Source organism: Bartonella sp. JB63, from assembly GCF_002022665.1.
Lineage (GTDB): Bacteria > Pseudomonadota > Alphaproteobacteria > Rhizobiales > Rhizobiaceae > Bartonella.
Genome location: NZ_CP019788.1, coordinates 706,683 through 728,714, shown reverse-complemented (window position 1 = coordinate 728,714; position 22,032 = coordinate 706,683). Strand labels below are relative to the sequence as shown.

The 22,032-nt window shown below is 34.1% G+C and carries 15 protein-coding genes and 2 pseudogenes; 3 read left to right on the top strand and 14 right to left on the bottom strand.

Features of this window, described 5'->3' with window-relative positions; all coding sequences use genetic code 11:
- Positions 1-30: 30 nt before the first annotated feature.
- From BJB63x_RS03150 to BJB63x_RS03105, 9 genes and pseudogenes are all read right to left on the bottom strand, one after another.
- Positions 31-1,661, bottom strand: a pseudogene (locus BJB63x_RS03150) (fumarate hydratase C-terminal domain-containing protein).
- A gap of 478 nt (positions 1,662-2,139) precedes the next feature.
- Complete coding sequence (gene rpmG, locus BJB63x_RS03145; protein WP_041849655.1) at positions 2,140-2,307, bottom strand: 50S ribosomal protein L33; 168 nt, start codon at positions 2,305-2,307, stop codon at positions 2,140-2,142.
- A 97-nt stretch (positions 2,308-2,404) separates the two neighbouring features.
- Positions 2,405-3,577 carry an MFS transporter gene (locus BJB63x_RS03140; RefSeq protein ID WP_078718974.1) on the bottom strand — a complete coding sequence of 391 codons (1,173 nt, stop codon included), beginning with the start codon at positions 3,575-3,577 and terminating at the stop codon, positions 2,405-2,407.
- Positions 3,578-4,117: 540 nt separating this feature from the next.
- Positions 4,118-6,316 (bottom strand): ribonuclease R, encoded by a 2,199-nt coding sequence (gene rnr / locus BJB63x_RS03135; RefSeq protein WP_078718973.1) that lies wholly within the window; start codon positions 6,314-6,316, stop codon positions 4,118-4,120.
- Positions 6,317-6,319: 3 nt separating this feature from the next.
- Positions 6,320-8,911 (bottom strand): type I DNA topoisomerase, encoded by a 2,592-nt coding sequence (gene topA / locus BJB63x_RS03130; protein WP_078718972.1) that lies wholly within the window; start codon positions 8,909-8,911, stop codon positions 6,320-6,322.
- 380 nt (positions 8,912-9,291) lie between these two features.
- Positions 9,292-10,496: pseudogene (dprA, locus tag BJB63x_RS03120) on the bottom strand (DNA-processing protein DprA).
- Positions 10,483-11,109 carry a glycerol-3-phosphate 1-O-acyltransferase PlsY gene (gene plsY / locus BJB63x_RS03115; protein ID WP_078718969.1) on the bottom strand — a complete coding sequence of 209 codons (627 nt, stop codon included), beginning with the start codon at positions 11,107-11,109 and terminating at the stop codon, positions 10,483-10,485. Before plsY ends, dprA begins: the two are co-directional and overlap by 14 nt.
- Complete coding sequence (locus tag BJB63x_RS03110) at positions 11,109-12,422, bottom strand: dihydroorotase (RefSeq protein WP_078718968.1); 1,314 nt, start codon at positions 12,420-12,422, stop codon at positions 11,109-11,111. Before BJB63x_RS03110 ends, plsY begins: the two co-directional genes overlap by 1 nt.
- Positions 12,419-13,384 (bottom strand): aspartate carbamoyltransferase catalytic subunit, encoded by a 966-nt coding sequence (locus BJB63x_RS03105; protein ID WP_078718967.1) that lies wholly within the window; start codon positions 13,382-13,384, stop codon positions 12,419-12,421. Before BJB63x_RS03105 ends, BJB63x_RS03110 begins: the two co-directional genes overlap by 4 nt.
- A 126-nt stretch (positions 13,385-13,510) precedes the next feature.
- Here BJB63x_RS03105 and BJB63x_RS03100 point away from each other — a divergent pair, with 126 nt between their 5' ends.
- A complete protein-coding gene (locus BJB63x_RS03100) occupies positions 13,511-15,139 on the top strand; it encodes an acyl-CoA dehydrogenase family protein (RefSeq protein ID WP_078718966.1) in 1,629 nt (542 codons plus the stop codon).
- On the opposite strand, the gene ruvX is transcribed toward BJB63x_RS03100, so the two are convergent.
- The gene (gene ruvX, locus BJB63x_RS03095; protein ID WP_078718965.1) at positions 15,110-15,604 is read right to left on the bottom strand and encodes a Holliday junction resolvase RuvX; all 495 of its coding nucleotides are present in this window, start codon (positions 15,602-15,604) and stop codon (positions 15,110-15,112) included. The two genes, BJB63x_RS03100 and ruvX, sit on opposite strands and share 30 nt — an antisense overlap.
- Positions 15,605-15,771: 167 nt before the next feature.
- Here ruvX and gatC point away from each other — a divergent pair, with 167 nt between their 5' ends.
- Positions 15,772-16,059 carry an Asp-tRNA(Asn)/Glu-tRNA(Gln) amidotransferase subunit GatC gene (gatC, locus tag BJB63x_RS03090; protein WP_078718964.1) on the top strand — a complete coding sequence of 96 codons (288 nt, stop codon included), beginning with the start codon at positions 15,772-15,774 and terminating at the stop codon, positions 16,057-16,059.
- 30 nt (positions 16,060-16,089) lie between these two features.
- The gene (gatA, locus tag BJB63x_RS03085; protein WP_078718963.1) at positions 16,090-17,574 is read left to right on the top strand and encodes an Asp-tRNA(Asn)/Glu-tRNA(Gln) amidotransferase subunit GatA; all 1,485 of its coding nucleotides are present in this window, start codon (positions 16,090-16,092) and stop codon (positions 17,572-17,574) included.
- Between the two features lie 747 nt (positions 17,575-18,321).
- Here gatA and BJB63x_RS03080 read toward each other — a convergent pair.
- The 4 genes from BJB63x_RS03080 to BJB63x_RS03065 are packed head-to-tail and all read right to left on the bottom strand — an operon-like array spanning position 18,322 to position 21,932.
- Positions 18,322-19,032, bottom strand: a complete 711-nt coding sequence (locus BJB63x_RS03080; RefSeq protein WP_078718962.1) for an ABC transporter ATP-binding protein — start codon at positions 19,030-19,032, stop codon at positions 18,322-18,324.
- On the bottom strand, positions 19,019-19,801 hold the full coding sequence (locus tag BJB63x_RS03075) for an ABC transporter ATP-binding protein (protein ID WP_078719530.1): 783 nt from the start codon (positions 19,799-19,801) through the stop codon (positions 19,019-19,021). Before BJB63x_RS03075 ends, BJB63x_RS03080 begins: the two co-directional genes overlap by 14 nt.
- The gene (locus BJB63x_RS03070) at positions 19,798-20,856 is read right to left on the bottom strand and encodes a branched-chain amino acid ABC transporter permease (protein ID WP_078719640.1); all 1,059 of its coding nucleotides are present in this window, start codon (positions 20,854-20,856) and stop codon (positions 19,798-19,800) included. The genes BJB63x_RS03075 and BJB63x_RS03070 overlap by 4 nt, the downstream gene beginning before the upstream one ends.
- The gene (locus BJB63x_RS03065) at positions 20,856-21,932 is read right to left on the bottom strand and encodes a branched-chain amino acid ABC transporter permease (protein WP_078718961.1); all 1,077 of its coding nucleotides are present in this window, start codon (positions 21,930-21,932) and stop codon (positions 20,856-20,858) included. Before BJB63x_RS03065 ends, BJB63x_RS03070 begins: the two co-directional genes overlap by 1 nt.
- Between the last annotated feature and the right edge of the window lie 100 nt (positions 21,933-22,032).

Genomic DNA, 22,032 nt, shown 5'->3' with positions numbered 1-22,032 from the left:
TAGCGATTAATATACTATTGACTTTAATAACTAGCTTAAATTGAATTCTTCAGAGAAATTATTGGTATTTATTATCAATAATGATAAAAGCAGGAAAATCTTCAACTTCAATTCGCTATATAGCCTCTATACCTAATTCTGGGTATTCTACGATGTCAATTTTTTTAATGCAGTTTTGTGCTAGATTGGCTGCTGAGCTACCAATTGAATCGATATAAACGGACCGTGTTTTGAGCAAGAATCACGAACCACTTGTGAACGATTACCTTTTTCTAACATTATCATAGATCCTTTCAGTGATTGAAATTAGTTAGCGAAGGCGTCCATTCGTCTAGCTATTGTAGAGCCAAATGAGCCAGACGTATATCCCTCTGGCGTTTTTGCTGAACCGGCATATGGATCGGCATAGTAAATAGGATGATTATTTAAAATAATCTGGTGTAGGTTCACTTTATTCTAAAGGCTCACCAATTTTTGCATTTGCCAATCGAGGGCAACAATAATTGTCTCCGTAAGAGACACTCTTGTTTTAACAGGGTGTTTTCCTAATTCCTTTAAGATTTTGTCTATGGTTGATTTAGGTCAATTTTAATACATGCTCTGTCAATTTTTTTGATCAATATCAGGCATATTATTACTATTACGCTGCGTCTCTTTCAAGTTGTTCAAGTAAGATACTCTCTTTAGTGATTTTACCGAGTGCTTGGTGATCTGTAGAACAAGATTCTCCTAAACGAATTGGTAGAGAAGCACTATGGCACGGAAGACGAGTAAGATGAATAAAATGAACATCATGACAAAAATATTTTCCACCAAATTGTGCTCTTATTCCCATTTTCTGGGTTAGTTTTTGAATTGTTTTTTCCATTTCAAGGCTATGGAAAGCATACACTTTTTGCGAGCTTTTATTAGGAAGTTTATCAAGATAGTGAGGGGAAGTAAGCTTAACTGTTTTTAAATTCATTTCTGCAGAAGTTCGACCTATGACAATAGCAAGTGGTAGGGAAGGTAGGCTGCTATTCCTAGTGCATGAATTTTGTTTTGTAAAAAGTTAATTAAACGATCATGTGATAGTAAGATGGAATACCTTGATAGAAAAAAGTTTTATTTGCAGATTCACCTTCTTTAGCTATAAAGAAAAACTTATAATAAGTCTTCTCTTTGGTCATAAAGATAAATTTGAGCAGATAGGTTGTTTTGTGTATTTTTTTGTCAAACATAGAAAGAGGAACAATTTGCGAATAGCTCAATTTTTCGTGTATAGGTGCTTAAAACTCCTTCTGATAAAAAAAGCATCAATATCATTTCCATCAGTCCTATATGATGGCCTTTTTTACCCATGATAATTGCTGTTTCTAGTTCTTGGCATATCGAAAGGATGCCACTTGAGGATATATTTTCATTTTTTTAAAGGTCATAGGCAACACATTTATCATTATCAGTAGCTTCAGGATCTGAAAGAATATTTGCTAATTATTTTAGATAACTGGAATGTAATAGATAATATGGTTGATATCCGAAAATGCATAGTCAGCAAGAAGTTTAAGACATTTTTTTTTGACAATAATTATTTCTTGATTTCGATATGTATCAAGTTTTACGTATGAAGCAGAAATTTTTTTATAAACTGTTTTATCTTTTTTATAAGTAAATAAATCCAATTAATTCTTTTCCACTATTCTGTATTCTATGTAGATTTATTAATTTATCTTACTTTTTAAAGGATGAAGAACAGATTAATATCTTAAAATCAGCATTTAAATTTATCTTAATAAAGATAATTTGTAACTTTTAAAAAAACTATAATAATATATATAGTTTTTTTATTATCGTTATGAATAATGAATGATTTTACAAAAAATAAATGTTAAATTTTCGTAAGCTCTTTGTATTTATAGAAAAGTAATTATTCTATTAAAAATAGATGCACCTCTTAATAAGATAAATATTCTTTGATACAAAATATTAAAACTAAAGTTAAAAGATTGTAATTATTCCGCTTATATTTATTTATATTGTAAAGCTTAGAAATAAAAGCGTTTTATGAAGAATCTTTAAATTACGAAACAATTACTGTAATATACTATGTATTCCTATTTATAGTATTACCAATTTAAATAATTTAAACGAAAAACTTAATTATTTAATTTTTGTTTCTTTAAACTCAACATGTTTTTTGACAATTGGGTCATATTTACGTTTGTTCATTTTATCTGTCATTGTGCGGCTATTTTTCTTTGTTACATAAAAAAAACCAGTATCTGCAGTCGACAAAAGCTTAATCTTAATGGTTGCTGCCTTAGCCATAATAAGAGTCCCGTTATATTGAAAATAGTACTACTTCGCTATCAAAATTTACTTTTGATGCAATTACATATAAACACTACGGATGTTCTACAAAAAGTCAAGAGTTGTTTGACTTTCTAATTAGTTGGATGAGCACTAAAATGATATATAAGCTAAAAAAACAGGCGATTGCCAAAGAAAAGCCAAATGGTTTAAACATATCCATTATTTGACCAATAATAGCTGGCCCAATAAGTATACCAATGCCATAGCAAAAAATAAAAGCAGAGTTAGCCGCAGCAAGCTCTTGTCCTTTAAGATATGTACCAAGTTGTGCAAGCCCAATTGTATAAAGACCTGCAGGTATACCACCAAGTAAGAAAAGGTCAATCATCAAAATCAATTGATGCTCTGCTATCCTTGGTATAATAAGAGTTCCAATCAATCCTAAGATGGCACAGCCCATTAGGGAATAGCGCTTATCTTTTAGATAATCACTTATGAAGCTTATAGGAATTAAAAGCAGGATATTTCCGAGAGCAAGGATTTCCATAAAATGTATGGATTCATTTTTATTATATCCAATTGATAAAATAAAAGGTGTTATAAGTGTTAGTGTTCCCATTTGGATAGCACCATAAATAAGTGCTGCCATTGTTGAGGTAGGAACACGAAAAATATGTGAAAAAAATGTTGTATTTTCTTTACTTTGAAATTTTGGGCTTAGTTTCCAGGCAGAAAGAAGGGGTATGATAGCAATTATAATAAGAAGACAGCCAGTACCAAAGGGTATAAAATCTTGTGTTCCTATTTTTTCTAATAGCATTGGGCCTAAAATAAATCCTAGGCCTAAAGTAATAGCATAGATAGAAATTATCAAACTGCGCCTTTGAGGTGGAGAAGCGTTATTGATCCAAAATTCTGATAGAATAAATATAATTGTCATAGCAAAATGCAGTGTAAATCGCAAAATGAACCAAATCCATATCGATTCGAAGAAATAGAATCCTAAAAAGCTTAGAGAACCAAAAACCATCATAAGCAACATTGATTCGACAACACCGAGATATAAGGCTATCCGAGCAGCCAAAGTGGCTGCAATAATTGTTGCTACCCCACCGATTGCTCCACTATAACCGATAATACTGTTTGAAAATCCTTTTTCAGTCATTAGCAACGAAATAAGTTGTGTTCCCATTCCTAACGCTATACCAACAGCACCAATGGTGGTAATCGCGGCAATAATTGCATGCAAAGAATTGTTTGGGAATTTGAAGGTTTTGTTCATCATGAGGGGAGTTTAATTGTAAATTTTATTTTATATTCAGATCTTATGATTAGTGCCAAATTTAGTTGGAAATAGAAAAAGAAAATTGTACTTTAAAAAAGTAGCATTTATAACGTAGCACATAGCCTGCGTAATAATTATGTATATTTTTAGATGATAAAAGGTAGACAGATCTGTATGTTGCATATTTTATAATATATTCAAATAAGAGTTTTTTATCAATCAAGATAAGAATCATATCAAGCCATTACACATAGCTAAATAGAGAAAAAGTATGAATTAAATAATAATACAATGACAAGAGTTTTTAAAATAATCCCTTAATTTAGAAATATTGGTGATATAGTTATTTCTTAATAGTGCTTTTTATTTATATCTTATTTAAAAAAATGTTGAGAAATAAAGATTTTTCTTAAATCACTGTTAGTGTAGTAATACTATAAATGACTTGATAGGAATAATAACCTTAAAATAATTTATACAAATGTAGTAAACAATCAATTGCTTTTTTAAGTAAATATTGTTTTTGATTTATTATAGCTTTTAATTTTTTGATCTTTCATTTAGTGTTGTCTTCTTTGTATCAAAAACATGATTTCGTTTTTTTACTATAGATTTATTTTTTTTGTAGGAGATAGGTGAAAAAGTTATCTGACGAGGTTTTGTTAACATTTCAAAATATAAAGAGCCAGAAAAAGGTTGTACTTCTAGAATCTTTACTTCGACTATATCACCAAGTTGATAACATTTACGGCTACGTTTTCCTATAAGGGCGTGCTGTACTTCGTCGAAATAGTAATAATCACTTTTAAGTGTAGCAATAGGCACGAAACCATCTACGTTTAATTTATCAAGCGCGATAAAAAGACCTGCTTTTATAACTCCTGAAACACGGGCTCCAAATGAATGTCCAATTTTATTAGCTAAATAATGCGCAACAAGCCGATCAACAGTTTCTCGTTCTGCTATTATTGCACGGCGTTCATGTAAAGAAATCTGAGTGGCGATTTTTGCAAGATTTTGCTCTTGTTCATCTGTGAGTGCATCATTACCTAATTGCAGAGCTTTTATAAGTGCTCGATGAATAATTAAATCAGCATAACGGCGAATTGGTGAGGTAAAATGTGTATAATTATGTAAATTTAAACCAAAATGGCCTATATTTTTAGGATTATACTCAGCTTGAGATTGCGAGCGTAAAATAACCTGGTTTACTAGTTCCTGTTGTTGTGTGTTCATAACTTTTATAAGGATATTATTAAGCTGTGCTGATGTAAGCTCAGTTCCTCTAGCAGTTGATATTCGCAGACTTTTGAGAAAGTTCTGGAGCATTTTCTGTTTTGCAAGAGATGGCCTATCATGAATACGATAAATGAAGGGTTGATGATATTCTTTTAATGTTTCAGCAGCTGCAATATTAGCTTGTATCATGAATTCTTCAATTAAGCGATGTGCCTCTAGGTGAGGTAAAATCATAACATCTTTAATATATCCATTTTGATCAAGAATAATTTTTGTTTCTGGTACTTCTAATTCTAATGGTTGTCGGTGATTGCGCGCAATTTTAAGGCAGGAATAAGCATCCCATAATGGTTGCAAAATGTTTTTAAGTAGGGGAGCCGTTTTCTTATTCGTATTTCCTTCAATTGCACATTGTACTTCTTGATAAGATAGTTTGGCTGCTGTACGCATTACAATACGATGGAAACTATGTTTACGTTTGTTTCCATTCGCATCAAAAATCATACGAACAGCTAATGCAGGCCTATCTTTTCCTTCATGCAATGAGCATAAATCATTAGAAATATGTTCTGGTAGCATTGGTATAACACAATCAGGAAAATAAACAGAGTTTCCTCGTTTTAATGCTTCCTGGTCTAGAGTACTTCCTGCTTTTATATAGCAAGAAACATCCGCAATCGCGATATTAATAATCCAGCCTCCAATATTGGTAGGGCTTTCATCTTTTATTGCATAAACTGCATCATCATGGTCTTTTGCATCTGGGGGATCAATTGTAATAAAAGATAATTGTCGCCAATCTTCACGGTTAATTGTATTATCAGGCTTTAGATTTTTGGCTTGATCAAGGGCATCTGAAGAAAAAATATAAGGAATTTCTTTTGATATAAGAGCAATCATTGAAAGTTCTGTTTCATTATCAATGTGCCCTAGAATATTTCTTATTTTTGCATACTTGAGTCTGTCATTAGGAATGTCTTTAATTTCAACTTCGACAAGATCACCAGCTTTTATATCTATTTTCGTAGACATATCAATAATAAGTTCATTATTTTTACGTTCTATTGGATCAAGCTGCCATTCTCCGTTTTCTAATTTTCTCACTATACCAAGCATTTTTCTTTTTTTCCTATCAATCTTGCGGATAATTCGTCCTGTATAGTGGGAATTTTGAAAAACTTTATTTCGAAAAATTTTTACAAGAACGTGATCTCCAATACTAATGCTTATTCGTTTTGTGCGATGAGAAGAAGATATCCGAATATTGGGCTTTGGATCATTTGGCCATTCAACAGGTTTTGCAATAAAATCACCGTCTTTATTAAGTGCACTAACTTTGACTAAAGTAATAGGTGGTAATGCCTTTTTGATAATTAAATTTTTTTGTTTACTTGATTGGCTAGGATTATTAGTAATAGAGGGTAGAATTTTTGATTTATTAGGTAGCCGCTTAATATTAGATAATTGAAAATATTTTGTTTTTTTCTCGCTTTTAGCCAAAATTTATGCTTTCTCTTTTTGGGATGAAGCTTTTTTAGATGCTAGCTTCTTTTTTGAAGTGGCTTTTCGTGCTGTTTTTTTAGTCGATGCTTTAGCTGATATAAGTTCTAATGCTTCTGAAAGTGTTACTGTAACTGGATCTTTATCCTTTGGTAAAGTGGCATTAATTTTATTCCAGTTAACATATGGACCGTAACGTCCATCACGTATAGTAATTGTTCCACCTTCTGGGTGATCTCCTAATGTTGCTAGCGCGGCAGGTGTTATTCTACATTGGTTTGTTTCATTGTTTTTTTTCTCAGCAAGTATTGTAATAGCGCGATTAATGCCAATATCAAAGGCTTCATCTATACTAAAAAGGTTTACATATTGTCCATCATGAACAAGATAAGGACCATACCGTCCAATTGCAGCTATAATTGTTTTTCCTGTTTCAGGATGAATTCCAACTTCACGAGGTAGAGATAATAAAGCTAAAGCTTTATTGAAATCAATATTTTCTATTTGCCATCCTTTAGGTAAACTTGCACGCTTAATTTCTTTACTTTCACCAAGTTGAATATATGGACCAAAGCGGCCATTACGAAGGGAAATATCTTTTCCTGTTTTAGGATCAATACCAAGTATAATAGGTTCATCATTATGCACAGCTTTACTTTGCTCTTCTATATCTATTCCCAATTGACATGTATATTTACATTCAGGATAATTAGAACAGCCAACAAATGCGCCGTAACGTCCTAATTTTAGTGACAGTTGGCCATTTGTACAAAGGGGGCAAGAGCGGCAATCACTTCCATCTTCACGTGCGGGGAAAGCTAGAGGAGCTAACGTTACGTTTAAAACATCAAGAACATTCATTATACGAAGTTCTTGGATATTAGTAATAGATGCATTAAATTCATCCCAAAAATCGCGTAAAACATCTTTCCAAGAAAGCTTTCCATCTGATATAAGATCTAATTTTTCTTCAAGGTCTGCTGTAAAGCCGTATTCTACATAGCGATTAAAAAAATTTTCAAGAAAGGCTGTAACGATACGTCCTTTAACAGCAGGAATAAGTTTCCGTTTATCCGTTATGATATACCCACGATCACAAAGTGTACTTAATGTAGATGCATAAGTTGAAGGTCTGCCAATTCCTAATTCTTCAAGCTTTTTAATTAATGCAGATTCGGAATAACGAGGAGGAGGTTCTGTAGTATGTTGTATCGACTCAACTTTTTCTTTTTTAAGTGATTCTCCAACATTAATCTGCGGAAGACGTGTTGCTTCATCTTCCTCATTGTTTTCTTCTTCTTTTGGATCTGTATAAGCAGAAATGAAGCCATCAAAACGAATAACGGAACCTATTGCACGCAAATTAGCGTGGTTTTCTTCTTGAAATGCTTCAATTTCAACTGTTGTACGTTCAATTTCAGCAGAACGCATTTGGCTTGCAATAGCGCGTTTCCATATTAATTCATAGAGTTTTGCTTGATCGCTATCGAGAACATTGCATACTTGATTAGGATGACGTTTAAAATCTGTAGGACGAATAGCCTCATGTGCTTCTTGTGCATTCTTAGCTTTTGTTGAATAAAAACGGGGCTTCTCAGGAACATAATGGCTTCCAAAGGAATCAATAATTGCCTTTCGTGCTGTATCAATAGCTTCTGTAGCCATTTGTACCCCATCAGTACGCATATAAGTAATAAGCCCTGCTGTTTCACCATTGATTTCAATACCTTCATAAAGCTTTTGGGCAACCTGCATTGTGCGAGAAGCTGAAAAACCTAATTTTGAAGAAGCAGCCTGTTGTAATGTAGATGTTGTAAATGGTGGAGAAGGATTCCTTTTTACGGGCTTTGCTTCAATATTTAATGTGCGATAATTTGCTTTTTTCAACATAAAGAGGATTTGATCTGCTTGTTCTTGGGATCTAATATCAAGCTTACCAAGTTTTTTATGGTTAAATTCTGTTAATCGTGCATGAAAAATGTTATCTTGAGGTGTTTTTAAGTACGTCGTAATTGACCAATAATCTTCTTTAATGAATTGCTCTATCTCTGATTCGCGATTGCAAATGATACGTAAGGCAACAGATTGGACGCGACCAGCGGAACGAGCACCTGGTAGTTTGCGCCATAAAACAGGTGAGAGAGTAAAACCAACCAGATAGTCAAGAGCTCGACGTGCAAGATAAGCGTCTACAAGCGATGTATCAATATCGCGGGGGTTCTTCATAGCATCAAGAACGGATTTTTTTGTGATTGCATTAAAAACAACTCGTTTAATAGGTTTGTTATTTAAAACTTTTTTTTGTTTTAGAATATCGAGAATATGCCATGAAATAGCTTCTCCCTCACGATCAGGGTCTGTTGCTAAGATAAGGTTATCGGCTTCTTTGATTGCCTTTGCTATTTCGTTCAAACGTTTTGCGGAAGCAGCATCGATATCCCATTTCATAGCAAAATCTTTATCAGGAAGAACAGAGCCGTTTTTTGCAGATAAATCACGTACATGCCCAAAAGATGCTATGACTTTGTATTGAGATCCAAGATACTTATTAATTGTTTTTGCTTTTGCTGGAGATTCAACGATAACAATGTTCATAATTTTATCCAAATGTTGGAACAAAATTTTCCTTATAAACTCCTTTCGAATGAATAGCTAATGACAATTGGTCAAGAGCGTATAAAAAAATATATTATACAACTTTTAGTTGTTATTATTAAAAATACACTTTATAAAAAGAAATCGTATAACTTATTTTCCATAGCTAATATAAAAAGCATACGGTAAAATATTAAGATAACATCTATTGAGAGGTGGGGAGAATGCTCAAGGATAAAAGATTATGTTTATAAATCATTTAAAGATTATCCACTATATTACAGATATGTCAAAACAAATGAGTCAGATGGCACGTCAAGCTCATAGTCCGCTTTTGGCGTTGCTTTTGGATATGGTGGCTGAAGAGGGGCAAAGTATTATTAATAGTGCTGAGGCTCTTGGAGAAGATTCAAAAACTCGACAATGATACATAACCGCCAGAGTGCCGAATAAGCTTTCCAGCAAGATCGAGTTCAATTAACAAGAGGTAGAGTTTTTGTAAAGGAACACCTGAATAAATGCTGAGTGTATCTAAATCAATTGGAGTACTTGATAGAGCTGCAAGGACAGCTGTGCGTTCTATATCATCTCCAATTAAAGGAGTTTCATGAGTTATTTTCTTGGGTGAATGAGCGTTTTCTTGTGGAAGTTGAATTGAACATGATTCTTCGAAAAAGCTGAGTTGTCGATTGGTATTATCCGAAGTTAATGGTGTGAGTGTTTCTATAATTTCAGAAGGATGTGTGACCAGCAAAGCACCTTCTTTGATAAGATTATTTGTGCCAATTGCTCTTGGATCAAGTGGAGAACCAGGAATAGCGAAAATTAATCGCCCTATTTCAACAGCTTGACGTGCTGTAATTAAAGAGCCTGATCGTATGGCTGCTTCTACCACTAAAAGGCCAAGTGATAGACCTGCAATAATACGATTTCTTCTTGAAAAATCGATAGCACGTGCTTTCCAGCCAATAGGCATTTCACTAATAATTGCTCCACCATTAGCAAGAATATCATCATAGAGCTTTTTATTTTCAGGAGGATAAATGTGATCGATGCCGCCAGCCATAACTGCAACTGTGCCTGTCAGCAAGCTCGCTTGATGAGCAATGCTATCAATTCCACGTGCCAGCCCAGAAATAATTGTAAAACCAGCATTACCAATAAAATGAGCAAACTGATTAGTTAATTTTTTACCAACTGCAGAGGCATTTCGAGAACCAACAATCCCAACAGAAGGTTTTTGAAAAATCGAACAATTACCTTTTATAGCAATAAGTGGAGGTGATGCTTCCACTACTTTAAGGAATTGTGGGTAATCTGGTTCTCCGATACCAACAAACCGAATACTTTGTTTTTCAGCTTGTTGCATCTCTTTTTCAGCGTCATCTAATGTTGCGATTCGAATAGATTTAGGAAACCCTCCTTTTTTACTGATCTTAGGAAGCATAGCAAGAGCATTTTCTGCTGTTTTATAATGGTCAATCAAATTGCGAAAAGTAACTGCTCCAATATTTTCGCTGCGTAATAACCGCAACCAATTTAGTCGTTGCTGATCAGTAAGTAAGATTCCTTTATTTGTTCCTATTTGTGATACCAACTTTGTTTTCTTCCCTTGCTAATAATCTACGAATATTGCCATGATGTTTTATAATAACAAGTATGCTCATTGTTATTATTATGCAAGCAACATAGAGGGAAGAGGAATAATAATAAACAAAAGTTGGAGTAATAATAACAGCCATAAGTGAAGAAAATGAAGAATAGCGCATCACTATAAACGCTCCTATCCAGATAATAGTAAAAATAAGAGCTGTTAACCAATAAAAACCTAGGCATATTCCTAAATAAGTTGCAACACCTTTACCTCCTTTAAATTTGAGCCATATGGGAAAAATATGCCCTAAGAAGGCTAAAAATCCAGCTAGAAGAGCAATTTCTACAGTATAGACTAGGTGTTTTGCCATCAAAATAACAAAAGCTCCTTTTAATATATCACACAAAAGAGTAAGAGCCGCGATTTTTTTATTTCCTGTTCGTAAAACATTTGTTGCTCCAATATTTCCAGAACCAATTTCTCTTATATCACCAAGTTTAGAAAATTTTGTAAAAAGCAGTCCAAATGGTGTAGAACCAATCAGATAAGATATCAGAAAAATAAGCCATGTATTGAATTGAAAAAGTGTTTCTACTTCAATCATCAAGAATCTCGTTTGCTTTGTCGGTTAATTTTAAATACTGATTTTCCTTTTACAAAGGTTTGGAGAACACGTCCTTGAAAACAAGTATTTTCGAAAGGCGTATTTTTTGAACGTGAATGTAGCATATCTAAGGATAAAACCCATGGCTCTTCCAAATCAACTAAAATAAGGTCTGCATGAGCACCTTTCATGAGTGTTCCAGCATTAAGACCAAAGAGTTTTGCAGGCGCTGTTGATAAAAGTTCAGCTAATCGTAAAAGAGGTACGGTTTTATCGTGATAAAGGCGTAAAGCTGCACTTAATAAAGTTTCCATGCCAATAGCACCTGTTTCAGCTTCTTGGAATGGTAAACATTTTGTATCAATCCCTTGAGGATCATGCGAAGAAGTAATAACGTCCAATGTCCCATCTTTTATTGCTTTAATCATTGCTATACGATCTTCTTCTGCACGTAATGGGGGCATTAAGCGGAAAAAAGTGCGATATTCACCAATATCATTTTCATTTAAGGATAAATGATTAATGGATACACCAACTGAAATCTTTTCACTATGCTGTTTTGCTAAGCGAATAGCATCAGCAGACATAGCTGTCGATATTTGTGCTGCATGGTAGCGCGTTTGTGTGAGAACAGCTAGCCGTAAATCTCTTTCTAGTGGAATCACTTCTGCTTCACGAGGAATTCCGGAAAAACCAAGCCAACTAGCTAATAAACCCTCATTCATAACGCCTTGATCACTAAGATCATGATCTTGTGTTTCGTGGATTAATGCGACATCAAAATCGCGTGCGTAAGTCATTGCACGCCGCATAACAGCTGAATTTTGAAGTGTTTTTTTTCCTTCACTAAAGGCGATAGCTCCTGCATCTTTCAATAAACCAAATTCAGTTATTTTTTGCCCTTTTAGACCTTGAGTAATAGTAGCAACTGGATGAATATTAACCAATGATGTTTCATGTGCTGTGCATGTAATAAATTTGATAAGAGCCACATTATCAATTACCATCCGTGTATCAGGCATCATAAAAAACGACGTAATACCACCGGCTGCTGCGGATTGGCTTGCTGAAATGATCGTTTCATGGTATTCAGCTCCCAGTTCACCGATAAAGACTTGAACATCAACAAGTCCAGGGAGAATAGCTTTATCTTGTGCATCAATGATTTCTGCCCCTTCTGGTATCCCTTGATTTAGAGCTTCTTTTCCAGCTGTTAAAATCAGTCCATTCTCGATGATAACTGTACCAATTTCATCAAGTGCACGTGAAGGATCAACGATACGGGCGTTTTTAAAAACTATAGGCCTTGTCATTTCTTTTCTTTACTCCAATTATGGCGCAAATCTAATAAAGCTTCCATTACAGCCATGCGTACAGCAACACCTAATTCTACTTGTGTATGAATGACACTTTGTGCACTATCTGCTATATCAGAAGCAATTTCTACACCACGGTTTATCGGCCCAGGATGCATAATAATGCAATCATTTTTAGCATATGCTAGGTTTTCTTTATGCAAACCAAAATAATTGAAATATTCATGAATAGAAGGAATGAAGGCGCCTGTCATACGTTCGAGCTGTAAGCGCAGCATCATGATAACATCAACACCTTTAAGACCTTCCTTCATTGTATTAAATACTTCAACGCTCATATTTGAGATTCCAGTGGGTAGAAGGGTTGATGGAGCAACAACACGAACGCGAGCTCCTAAAGCATTGAGGCTGATAATATTAGAACGTGCGACGCGTGAATGTAAAATATCTCCACAAATTGCAATGGTTAATCCTTCAATATGGCCTTTTATTCTTCTAATGGTTAGAGCATCTAATAAAGCCTGTGTTGGGTGTTCATGTGCACCATCACCTGCATTAATTACGCAACAATCAACTTTTTGTGCTAAAAGGCCTGCTGTTCCAGCACAGCTATGGCGAATGACTAGTATATCGGTCTTCATTGCATTAAGAGTTGTCGCTGTATCGATTAATGTTTCTCCTTTTTTAACGGATGAATTGCTAATAACTATATTCATCACGTTTGCCCCTAGTCGTTTTCCAGCTAATTCGAATGAAGATTGAGTTCTTGTAGAGGCTTCAAAGAAGAGATTAATTTGAGTGAGTCCATGCAAAGTAGATTTTTTTTTATCAATTTTTTGGGAAAAAAGGATATTCTCATCTGCGCGATCAAGTAATATGTTAAGATCTTTTACACTAAGGTTTTTAATACCTAAAAGATGCCGGTGGGGAAAAATTGGAAAAGTAGTATTATGAATCATAGCATTCTTTTCTATAGCTCTCTAAAGTGCTTAAACAAGCATTTATTTAAATATCATAAATGTTTTTAGCCGTAAAAAGACAAATAGTCTATGATGTGAGTGATTCTAATAATAGGAATATACTATATGAGTGTTATATCCACGCAGAATATTCACCGAAAAAATGCATTTCTTAGTGATACGCTTATGTTTCGTATTGCATCTACTTTGCCTACTTCTTTATTAGCAAGTTTTGAGGAAATAGGAGCTTTTGTGGCGAGTGATGAAGCGTGGGATCTTGCTCGTTTAGCAAATAGCCACAGGCCGACATTGCGCTATAACAATGAATGGGGGCAATCAAAAGAAGAGTTAGATATTCATCCTTCTTACCATACTCTGCAACGATATTCCAGACAAGTAGGTTTAGTTGCTTCACTTTGGGAAAATACAACTTCAGAAAATGGAGTACGTTATCAGGCACGTGCTATTCGTTTGGCTCTGTTAGCTGGTTTAGAAACGGGACATTTGAATGAAATCACTGTAGCCAGTGCCGCTATTGCAGTGTTAATTGGAGATGTTGAGTTATTTAAAAAATGGCAAGATATGCTTTTATCACGCCAGTATGATTTGTCTTCTAATCCTATTGATAATAAAAAAGGAGCTTCACTGACCTATGCTTTCGATAACATTGAAAAAAGTGAAAAATATGCTTTGAATGTTCCACCTGTTCAGAGAATTTCTTTTGATGAAAAAATGGGGCGTGACCTATATCGTTTAAATATTATAAAAACAAAAGTTATTAATCCAATAGCTGACGGATATATCATTAGTGCCGAAATAGACGGTATTTTAAGCTGCTTTTTAGTTCCACGCATGCAAGAAAATGGCTTATTAAATGGTATTATATTAGTTCGTTATTTAATTCAGCGATCTGGAGAATATTCAGTGCCAGAAGGAGTTGTTGAATTTCGAGATTGTTGTGGTTGGCTTTTGGGTAATATCGGAGAAGGAGCTAAGGTGATCAAGGATATCGAAACCATGATGCGTTTCGATCAAGCTATAATATCAGCAGGTGTTCTGCGGGCTGCACTTCAGCTTAGTATAAATTTTCTTCGGCAGAAAATGCCAAATCAGCCTTTTCCACCATTAACAGAGCGTATTTTTGCTGATATTGCACTTGATATAGCTGCTTCACAAGCTTTGGTTATGCGTTTAGCACGAGCGTTTGATAACGCTGCAAATGATCGTTCTGAGGCAGCCTTTGCACGTATTATGACGCCTATAGTCGCTTGTCATGTTAGTCAATTAGTTATTCCAATTGTTGGTGAAATTATTGCACAAGTTGGTATAGAAAGTTTTATGGATAACAATCCCTTGTTACAAATATTGCGTGATAGTCCTGCACGAATAGTTAAAAATAATGGTGTTAATCAATTGGTAAAGGATGCAATTCTTATAGGGGATAAAGCGCCTGGATTATTTCAGCAATTATTAGAAAAAATTTCAGCGGATATCGGACCAGCAGGTCCACGAGCGATTGAAATTATTAAATCCGCTGTGAATATGGCCTCGACAAATGAGGGAGCTGGTAGGTTTTTTGTTGAGCAAATGGCCTACGCATCTGCTACTGCAGCATTACGTTATACAGAGGTGGAACATGTTGTAAACGCTTATATGGAAAGTCGCCTTGGAGGACAATGGAGATCATCTTATGGCATGTTAATTGCGCGATATAATCCAACACAATTATTGGATGTTCTCTATCCTACTGTTTGATGGCAGATTCTGAATCCTATCGAGAGCACCTTGCAAAATGAAAGCGGCTGCAGCTGAATCAATGCGTGATTTTCTCTTAAGGCGCGACACATCTATTTCTAAAAGGTAGCGTTCTGCAGCAGTTGTTGATAATCGTTCATCCCAAAAAACAAATGGGATTTTTGTATACATTGCCATATTACTGACAAAGGTTTTTGTTGCTTGAACACGTGGGCCATTGCTTCCATCCATATTAATGGGTAGGCCAATAATAATAGCTCCCACGTTTTCATGGTTAAAAAATTTTAAAAGTGTGAAAGCATCTAATGTAAATTTTTTTCGATGAATAACAGGTCGTGGATTTGAAAATGTTAAACTAATGTCAGAAATGGCAACTCCAATTGTTTTTGTACCTAAATCTAAGCTTGCTATTGTTTGCCCAAGTAAAAGGTGTTTAGTAACTTCATTTATGCTGATAATTGCCATGTTTATATACTTATTTATATACTTAGGATATCCTAATATTTTGGTTAGTTATTATGACAAAGTTTTGTTGTAAATACCAATATTCTTGCACTTATAGACGTAGACTTGTATAGCCAAGAAACGAATAGATTAATAATGTTAGAATAAATCAAGTAGAAAGGCATAATATGTCTGTTGATAGTAAAACAGTCAAGCGGGTAGCAAAGTTGGCACGTATCGCTATCCGTAATGATGAAGTTGAACGCATGACAGAGGAATTTAATACCGTTTTAGATTTTGTAAAGCAACTTAATGAAATTGATGTTAATGGAGTTGAACTGTTGACGTCAGTAATTCCGATGGCTTTACGAAGACGTGAGGATAAGGTAACAGATGGTAATAAGGCCACGGATATTATAGTGAATGCGCCTTTAGCAGAAGAAAATTTTTTTCTTGTTCCAAAAGTAGTCGAATAATTTTTTACATTTTAAAATTCGAGAATCAATATGACTGATTTAACAACCTTAACAATTGCGCAAGCCCGTGACGTTTTAAAAAAGGGAGATTTGAAGGCAGTTGAATTGACAGAAGCTTATTTGAAAGCGATTAAATTAGCTAATCCAATTCTGAACGCTTATGTAACAGTAACTGAAGAACAAGCAAGAAAAATGGCAGCTGAATCAGATGTTCGCTTGGCTAAAGGGGAAGCTGGTGCTTTAGAAGGTATTCCATTAGGGATTAAAGATCTTTTTGCAACGCAAGATATACATACTCAGGCTTGCTCATATATTCTTGATGGTTTTAAGCCGAAATATGAATCAACTGTAACTGCTAATTTATGGAAAGATGGTGCAGTTATGTTGGGCAAGCTGAATATGGATGAGTTTGCTATGGGGTCATCCAATGAAACATCATGTTATGGTCCAACTATTAATCCATGGCGAAAAAAAGAATCAGATGAAAGGCTTGTTCCTGGTGGTTCTTCAGGAGGTTCTGCTGCTGCTGTTGCAGCTCATATTTGTGCTGGAGCAACAGCAACCGATACCGGTGGATCAATACGTCAGCCAGCAGCTTTTACTGGTACTGTAGGAATAAAGCCAACTTATGGGAGGTGTTCGCGTTGGGGAATGATAGCTTATGCTTCATCACTTGATCAGGCAGGGCCTGTTGGGCGAGATGTTCGTGATTGTGCAATTATGTTAAAATCAATGGCTTCTTTTGATGATAAAGATTCAACTTCAGTTAATTTACCAGTACCTGATTATGAACATTATCTTGGTCAATCAATCAAAGGCATGAAAATTGGTATCCCAAAGGAATATTACATTGAAGGAATGTCTAATGAGATTGTTGACCTTTGGCAAAAAGGAATTAATTGGCTAAAAGAGGCAGGAGCAAAAATCATTGATATTTCATTACCTCATACAAAATATGCTTTACCTGCTTATTATATTGTAGCTCCTGCAGAAGCATCTTCTAATTTAGCCCGTTATGATGGTGTTCGTTTTGGGCTTCGTGTACCAGGAAAAGATGTTATTGAAATGTATGAAAACACTCGTTCAGTTGGCTTTGGTGATGAGGTTAAGCGGCGTATTCTGATTGGAACTTATGTTCTTTCAGCAGGATATTATGATGCTTATTATCTTAAAGCTCAGAGAGTACGAACATTAATTAAACGTGATTTCGATTATTGTTTTAGTCTTGGTATCGATGCTATTCTAACCCCTGCAACACCGACTCCTGCTTTTGATATTGCGGATAAAAAAATAAAGAATGATACAATAGCTATGTATCTTAATGATATTTTTACTGTGCCAGTTAATATGGCTGGCTTGCCAGGAATTTCTGTCCCCGCAGGTTTATCATTAAATGGTTTGCCTTTAGGATTACAATTGATAGGTAGATCTTTTTCTGAGGAAGTTATTTTTAAAATAGCATATATTATAGAACAGGCAGCAGGAATATTAAATGCTGAAAAATGGTGGCTATAAAAACAAGAAATTTTAGCAATAATGATACAGCTCTATTTTAAATGTTGTTTTAGATAATAGCATTTTTCTAAATTAAACACAATACACTATCTATAATCAATTAAATCATGATTATAAAAGTAAAATCAATGCTGTGTAAATTATATGTTTCCATTTGCAATTTAAAATAATTATAAATATTAATCAATATGTGTATTTTATTCAAAATAAAGTTAAAAATTGCATCAATAAACACTATGATTTTTAAACTACGTCAGAAAAGTAAAAATAATTAGAATAAAAAAATTTTTTGCTTATTACTTTCAAAGTATAATAAAAAAAGCTATATCCTAATAAGAGACAAAGTTTTAAAAACTTCTCCAAGTATTCAATTACAAATAACTAATCAAGATGCATGATCCTAATTTCAATTGGAAGTGTAAGAAAAGCTGCACTTCAGTTTAGAAATTTGTTTCAGAAATAGAAAAATAAACTTGTTTCAATATGAGAATAGAACAACGCTTAATTGTGAAATACTTTAAAAAGAAAAAAGTCTTTTATATCAGAAGCCAATTTAACTTTATAAGTAAGATAATAATAGATAAGCCTATCGTAGAGGTTTTTTGATATTTTACAAAAGGTGCACTAAGGTTATGGACCGCATTACAATTACAAATGAAGATTATGATCAAGGATAACAGTAAGAGTTTACATAAGAGTATATAAGAGAAAGGTAATTAAAATTTATTCAACTGCTGCATTGTAATTTTAATCGCCGAGATATGCATTTTTGACACGTGGATCAGAAAGCATAGTTTTGCCTTCACCGTGGAATAAAATTTTTCCTATTTCTAAAATATAGGCATAATTAGCAATGGAAAGTGCTGCAAATGCATTCTGTTCAACAAGAAGAATAGTTTTTCCCATATTATTAATTTTTTTAATAATCGAAAAGATTTCTTTTACAAGAAGTGGTGCTAGACCAAGAGATGGCTCATCTAGTATAATCATATCAGGATTACTCATAAGAGTACGACCTACAGCTAGCATTTGCTGTTCACCGCCTGACATTGTGCCACTTAGTTGCGTGGATCTTTCACGCAAGCGTGGGAATAAATCAAATATCCATTCAATATTACGAGTAATAGTAACTTTATCATTACATATATAAGCTCCTAGCTTAAGATTCTCTAAAACAGTAAAGTGGGGTATAATACGCCTTCCTTCAGGGGTTAATGCAATACCCAATCGCAAAATTTCTTCCGGCTGTTTTCCTATAATTGATTCACCTTTATATATAATTTCTCCGTGAATTGATCGATTAAGACCTACAATAGAGTGTATAGTGCTGCTTTTTCCTGCTCCATTAGCTCCAATTAGAGTAACTATGCTGCCTTTTTTTATAGACATAGAAAGATCTTGAATAACTTTAATAGCACCATAATTAACATGAAGATTTTTTATTTCAAGAATATTCATATATATCTCCACCAAGATAAGCTTCAATAACTCTACGGTTATTGCGTACTTCATCTGCTGTGCCATTAGCGATACAACGGCCATATTCTAGCACACAAATATATTGGCAAAGTTTCATAACAACTTTCATATCATGTTCAATCAGAAGGATTGTAAGATCAAATTCTTTTTTGACTTTTTCTATAAATTGTCTTAATTCGTCACTCTCTTGTGGATTCATACCTGCTACAGGTTCATCAAGAAGCAGAAGTTTTGGTTTCGTTGCTAGGGCTCGAGCGATTTCTAAACGTCGTTGTGCGCCATAGGGTAAAGTGATTGCTTTTTGATTAGCAAGATGGTCAAGTTGAAGTTGCTCAAGAAGCTCCATTGCATTTTTACGAATTTGTTTTTGCTCTTTAAGCGCGTTCGGTAATAATAATACAGCAGAAAACCATGGTTGTTTTTGTCGGATATGAGCACCTACCATAATGTTTTGTAAGACCGTTAATCCTGAAAAAAGGCGAATGTTTTGAAACGTTCGTGCAATATGGCGTTTGCAAATAGTATAAGGTGGAAGGCCACAAATTTTCTTATTGTCTAACAGAATTTGTCCATTTGTTGGTATGTAAAAGCCGGAAATCATATTAAAAATTGTGGTTTTTCCAGCACCATTTGGGCCAATTAATCCAGTAATTGTTCCTCGTTTAATGGCTATATTAACGTTGTTTACAGCAATTAACCCGCCGAAATGCATTGTAAGATTATTGAGTGAGAGGATCGTATCATTCATGTTTTTTTCTCGTTCTTGAAAAGATTTCTCCTCATTAAAAAATTGCAAAACCAATTCCATGAAAATTCATGTTGGCCTAATAATCCTTTTCGCCAATATAAGATAATTGCTAACAATATAAGTGAAAAAATAACCATCCGTAAGCCTGGCATTCCGGGAATATATATAAAGCCTAAGTTTAATGGATTTTCAACAATGCGAAGCCACTCAAGCATTATTGTAATAATAATGCTGCTTATAACGCTGCCTGTAATAGAACCAAGACCACCAGCCACAACAATCATCAAAATATTAAAAGTTAGGATAAAATTGAACATTTTAGGATCGATGGTTGAAATAAGAGCGGCGGTTAGTGCACCACCAATACCTGCAAAAAATGCGCCAATAGTAAAGGAAAAACAGCGATAGAAAAAAGCATTTATTCCCATCATTTTCGCAGCGATTTCATCATCGCGAATAGCACGTAACACATTACCTGTATTGCTTCGTAATAAAAGAATAATAAAAATTATTGTAAATGCTAACCAACCATAATTCCACCATAATGTAGCATATTGAGGTATTCCTTTGATTCCTAATGAACCATTTGTTAAAGGTGTAGCATTAATAATGAGAACACGAATAATTTCTGCAAAGCCTAATGTCGCAATTCCAAGATAATCACCACCAAGGCGCAAAACAGAGAAAGCGATTAGCAAACCTATAATTGCAGCAGATAGGCCACTTATAATAACTGCAACGAAAAACGATAGTTGCAAATTTTTTAGTGGTTCAGCTATCGGTTCTAAAATCCACATCATTTCTTTTTGTTCAGGAGAAAGAAGAAAAATTGCACATACATAAGCACCAATTGCTATAAAACCAGCATGTCCAAGAGAAAACATGCCTGTAACTCCATAAATCAAATTGAGTGAAATTGCTAATATTGCATTAATAGCGATAAGATTAATAATACGAAGCGTATAGTCGTTAAAATGGTTATTAGCGTAAAATAAAAAACTAATAAAAATTATAATGCTAAAAAATGATAGAAAAATACTTAATGATTTTGCCATTAAATTTTCTCCTGATTTTTCTTACCCATTAAACCATTTGGCATTACTAGTAAGATAAGAATCAATAGGATAAAAGCAAAAGCATCCCGATATCCAGATAAACTTGGAGAAAAGGCAACGGTCATAATTTCAATAAATCCTAATAATAGGCCTCCAAGCATTGCTCCTGGAATTGATCCAATACCTCCAATAACAGCAGCAATAAAAGCTTTTAACCCAGGAAGTGAACCCATATAAGGATGAATTTGAGGATAACGTAAAGACCACATAATACCTGCTATGGCACCTAATGCAGAACCTATACAAAATGTGAATGCAATAATCTTATTAACAGAAACACCCATTAAACGAGTAGTTTCAATATCGTATGATATTGCACGCATAGCAAGACCAGGTTTTGTTTTATTAATAATCCATAACAAAATAATAACAAGAATAAATGAAACAATAGGAACGATAAGAGACATGGGAGCAATTCGAATAATGCTATTTGAATCTTGTCCAAAATACCATAAGATTGGTGTTACAAGAAAGTCTGGCTGTTTTACAGCTTTTGGAACACTACTAAAAAACATGATTGCAAGGCTTTCAATAAGAAAAGAAATGCCAATCGCACCAATAAGCACTGAAATACGTGGAGCATTACGCAAGGGTTTATAGGCTAATTGATCAACAAGAATTCCTACTGCACTTGTAATAAAAATGGAAAAATAAATCGCTAGAAACCAAAAGGGCTTAAAGCCTTGCTGAGCAATTTGTAAATAATAAATAAGTCCTGAAACAAGAATAAAAAAGGCTGAAATCCAATAGAGTTTTTGTTGTTTTTTAAATCCTATAAATATTGAATAATAAATTAATACTGCGAACAATATAAGTAAAATAGCAGTCCATGCAGGCATAAAGCTAATTGTGGAAAAGGAAAAAAAATATGCTCCTAGCATTAAGAAATCACCGTGAGCAAAATTAATTAACCTTAAGACACCATAAACCATGGTATAACCAATTGCAATAAGCCCATAAAGTGATCCTAATGCTAGCGCATTAAAGAAATATTGAATGAACATTTCAGTGCTCATTTCTTGTTCCTTATATGTTGTATGAAATATGATAGCTTTAAATGATCTAGTCTCGGAATATATTAATCAGTCTTATAACTGCGATTAAGTAACTTAATTA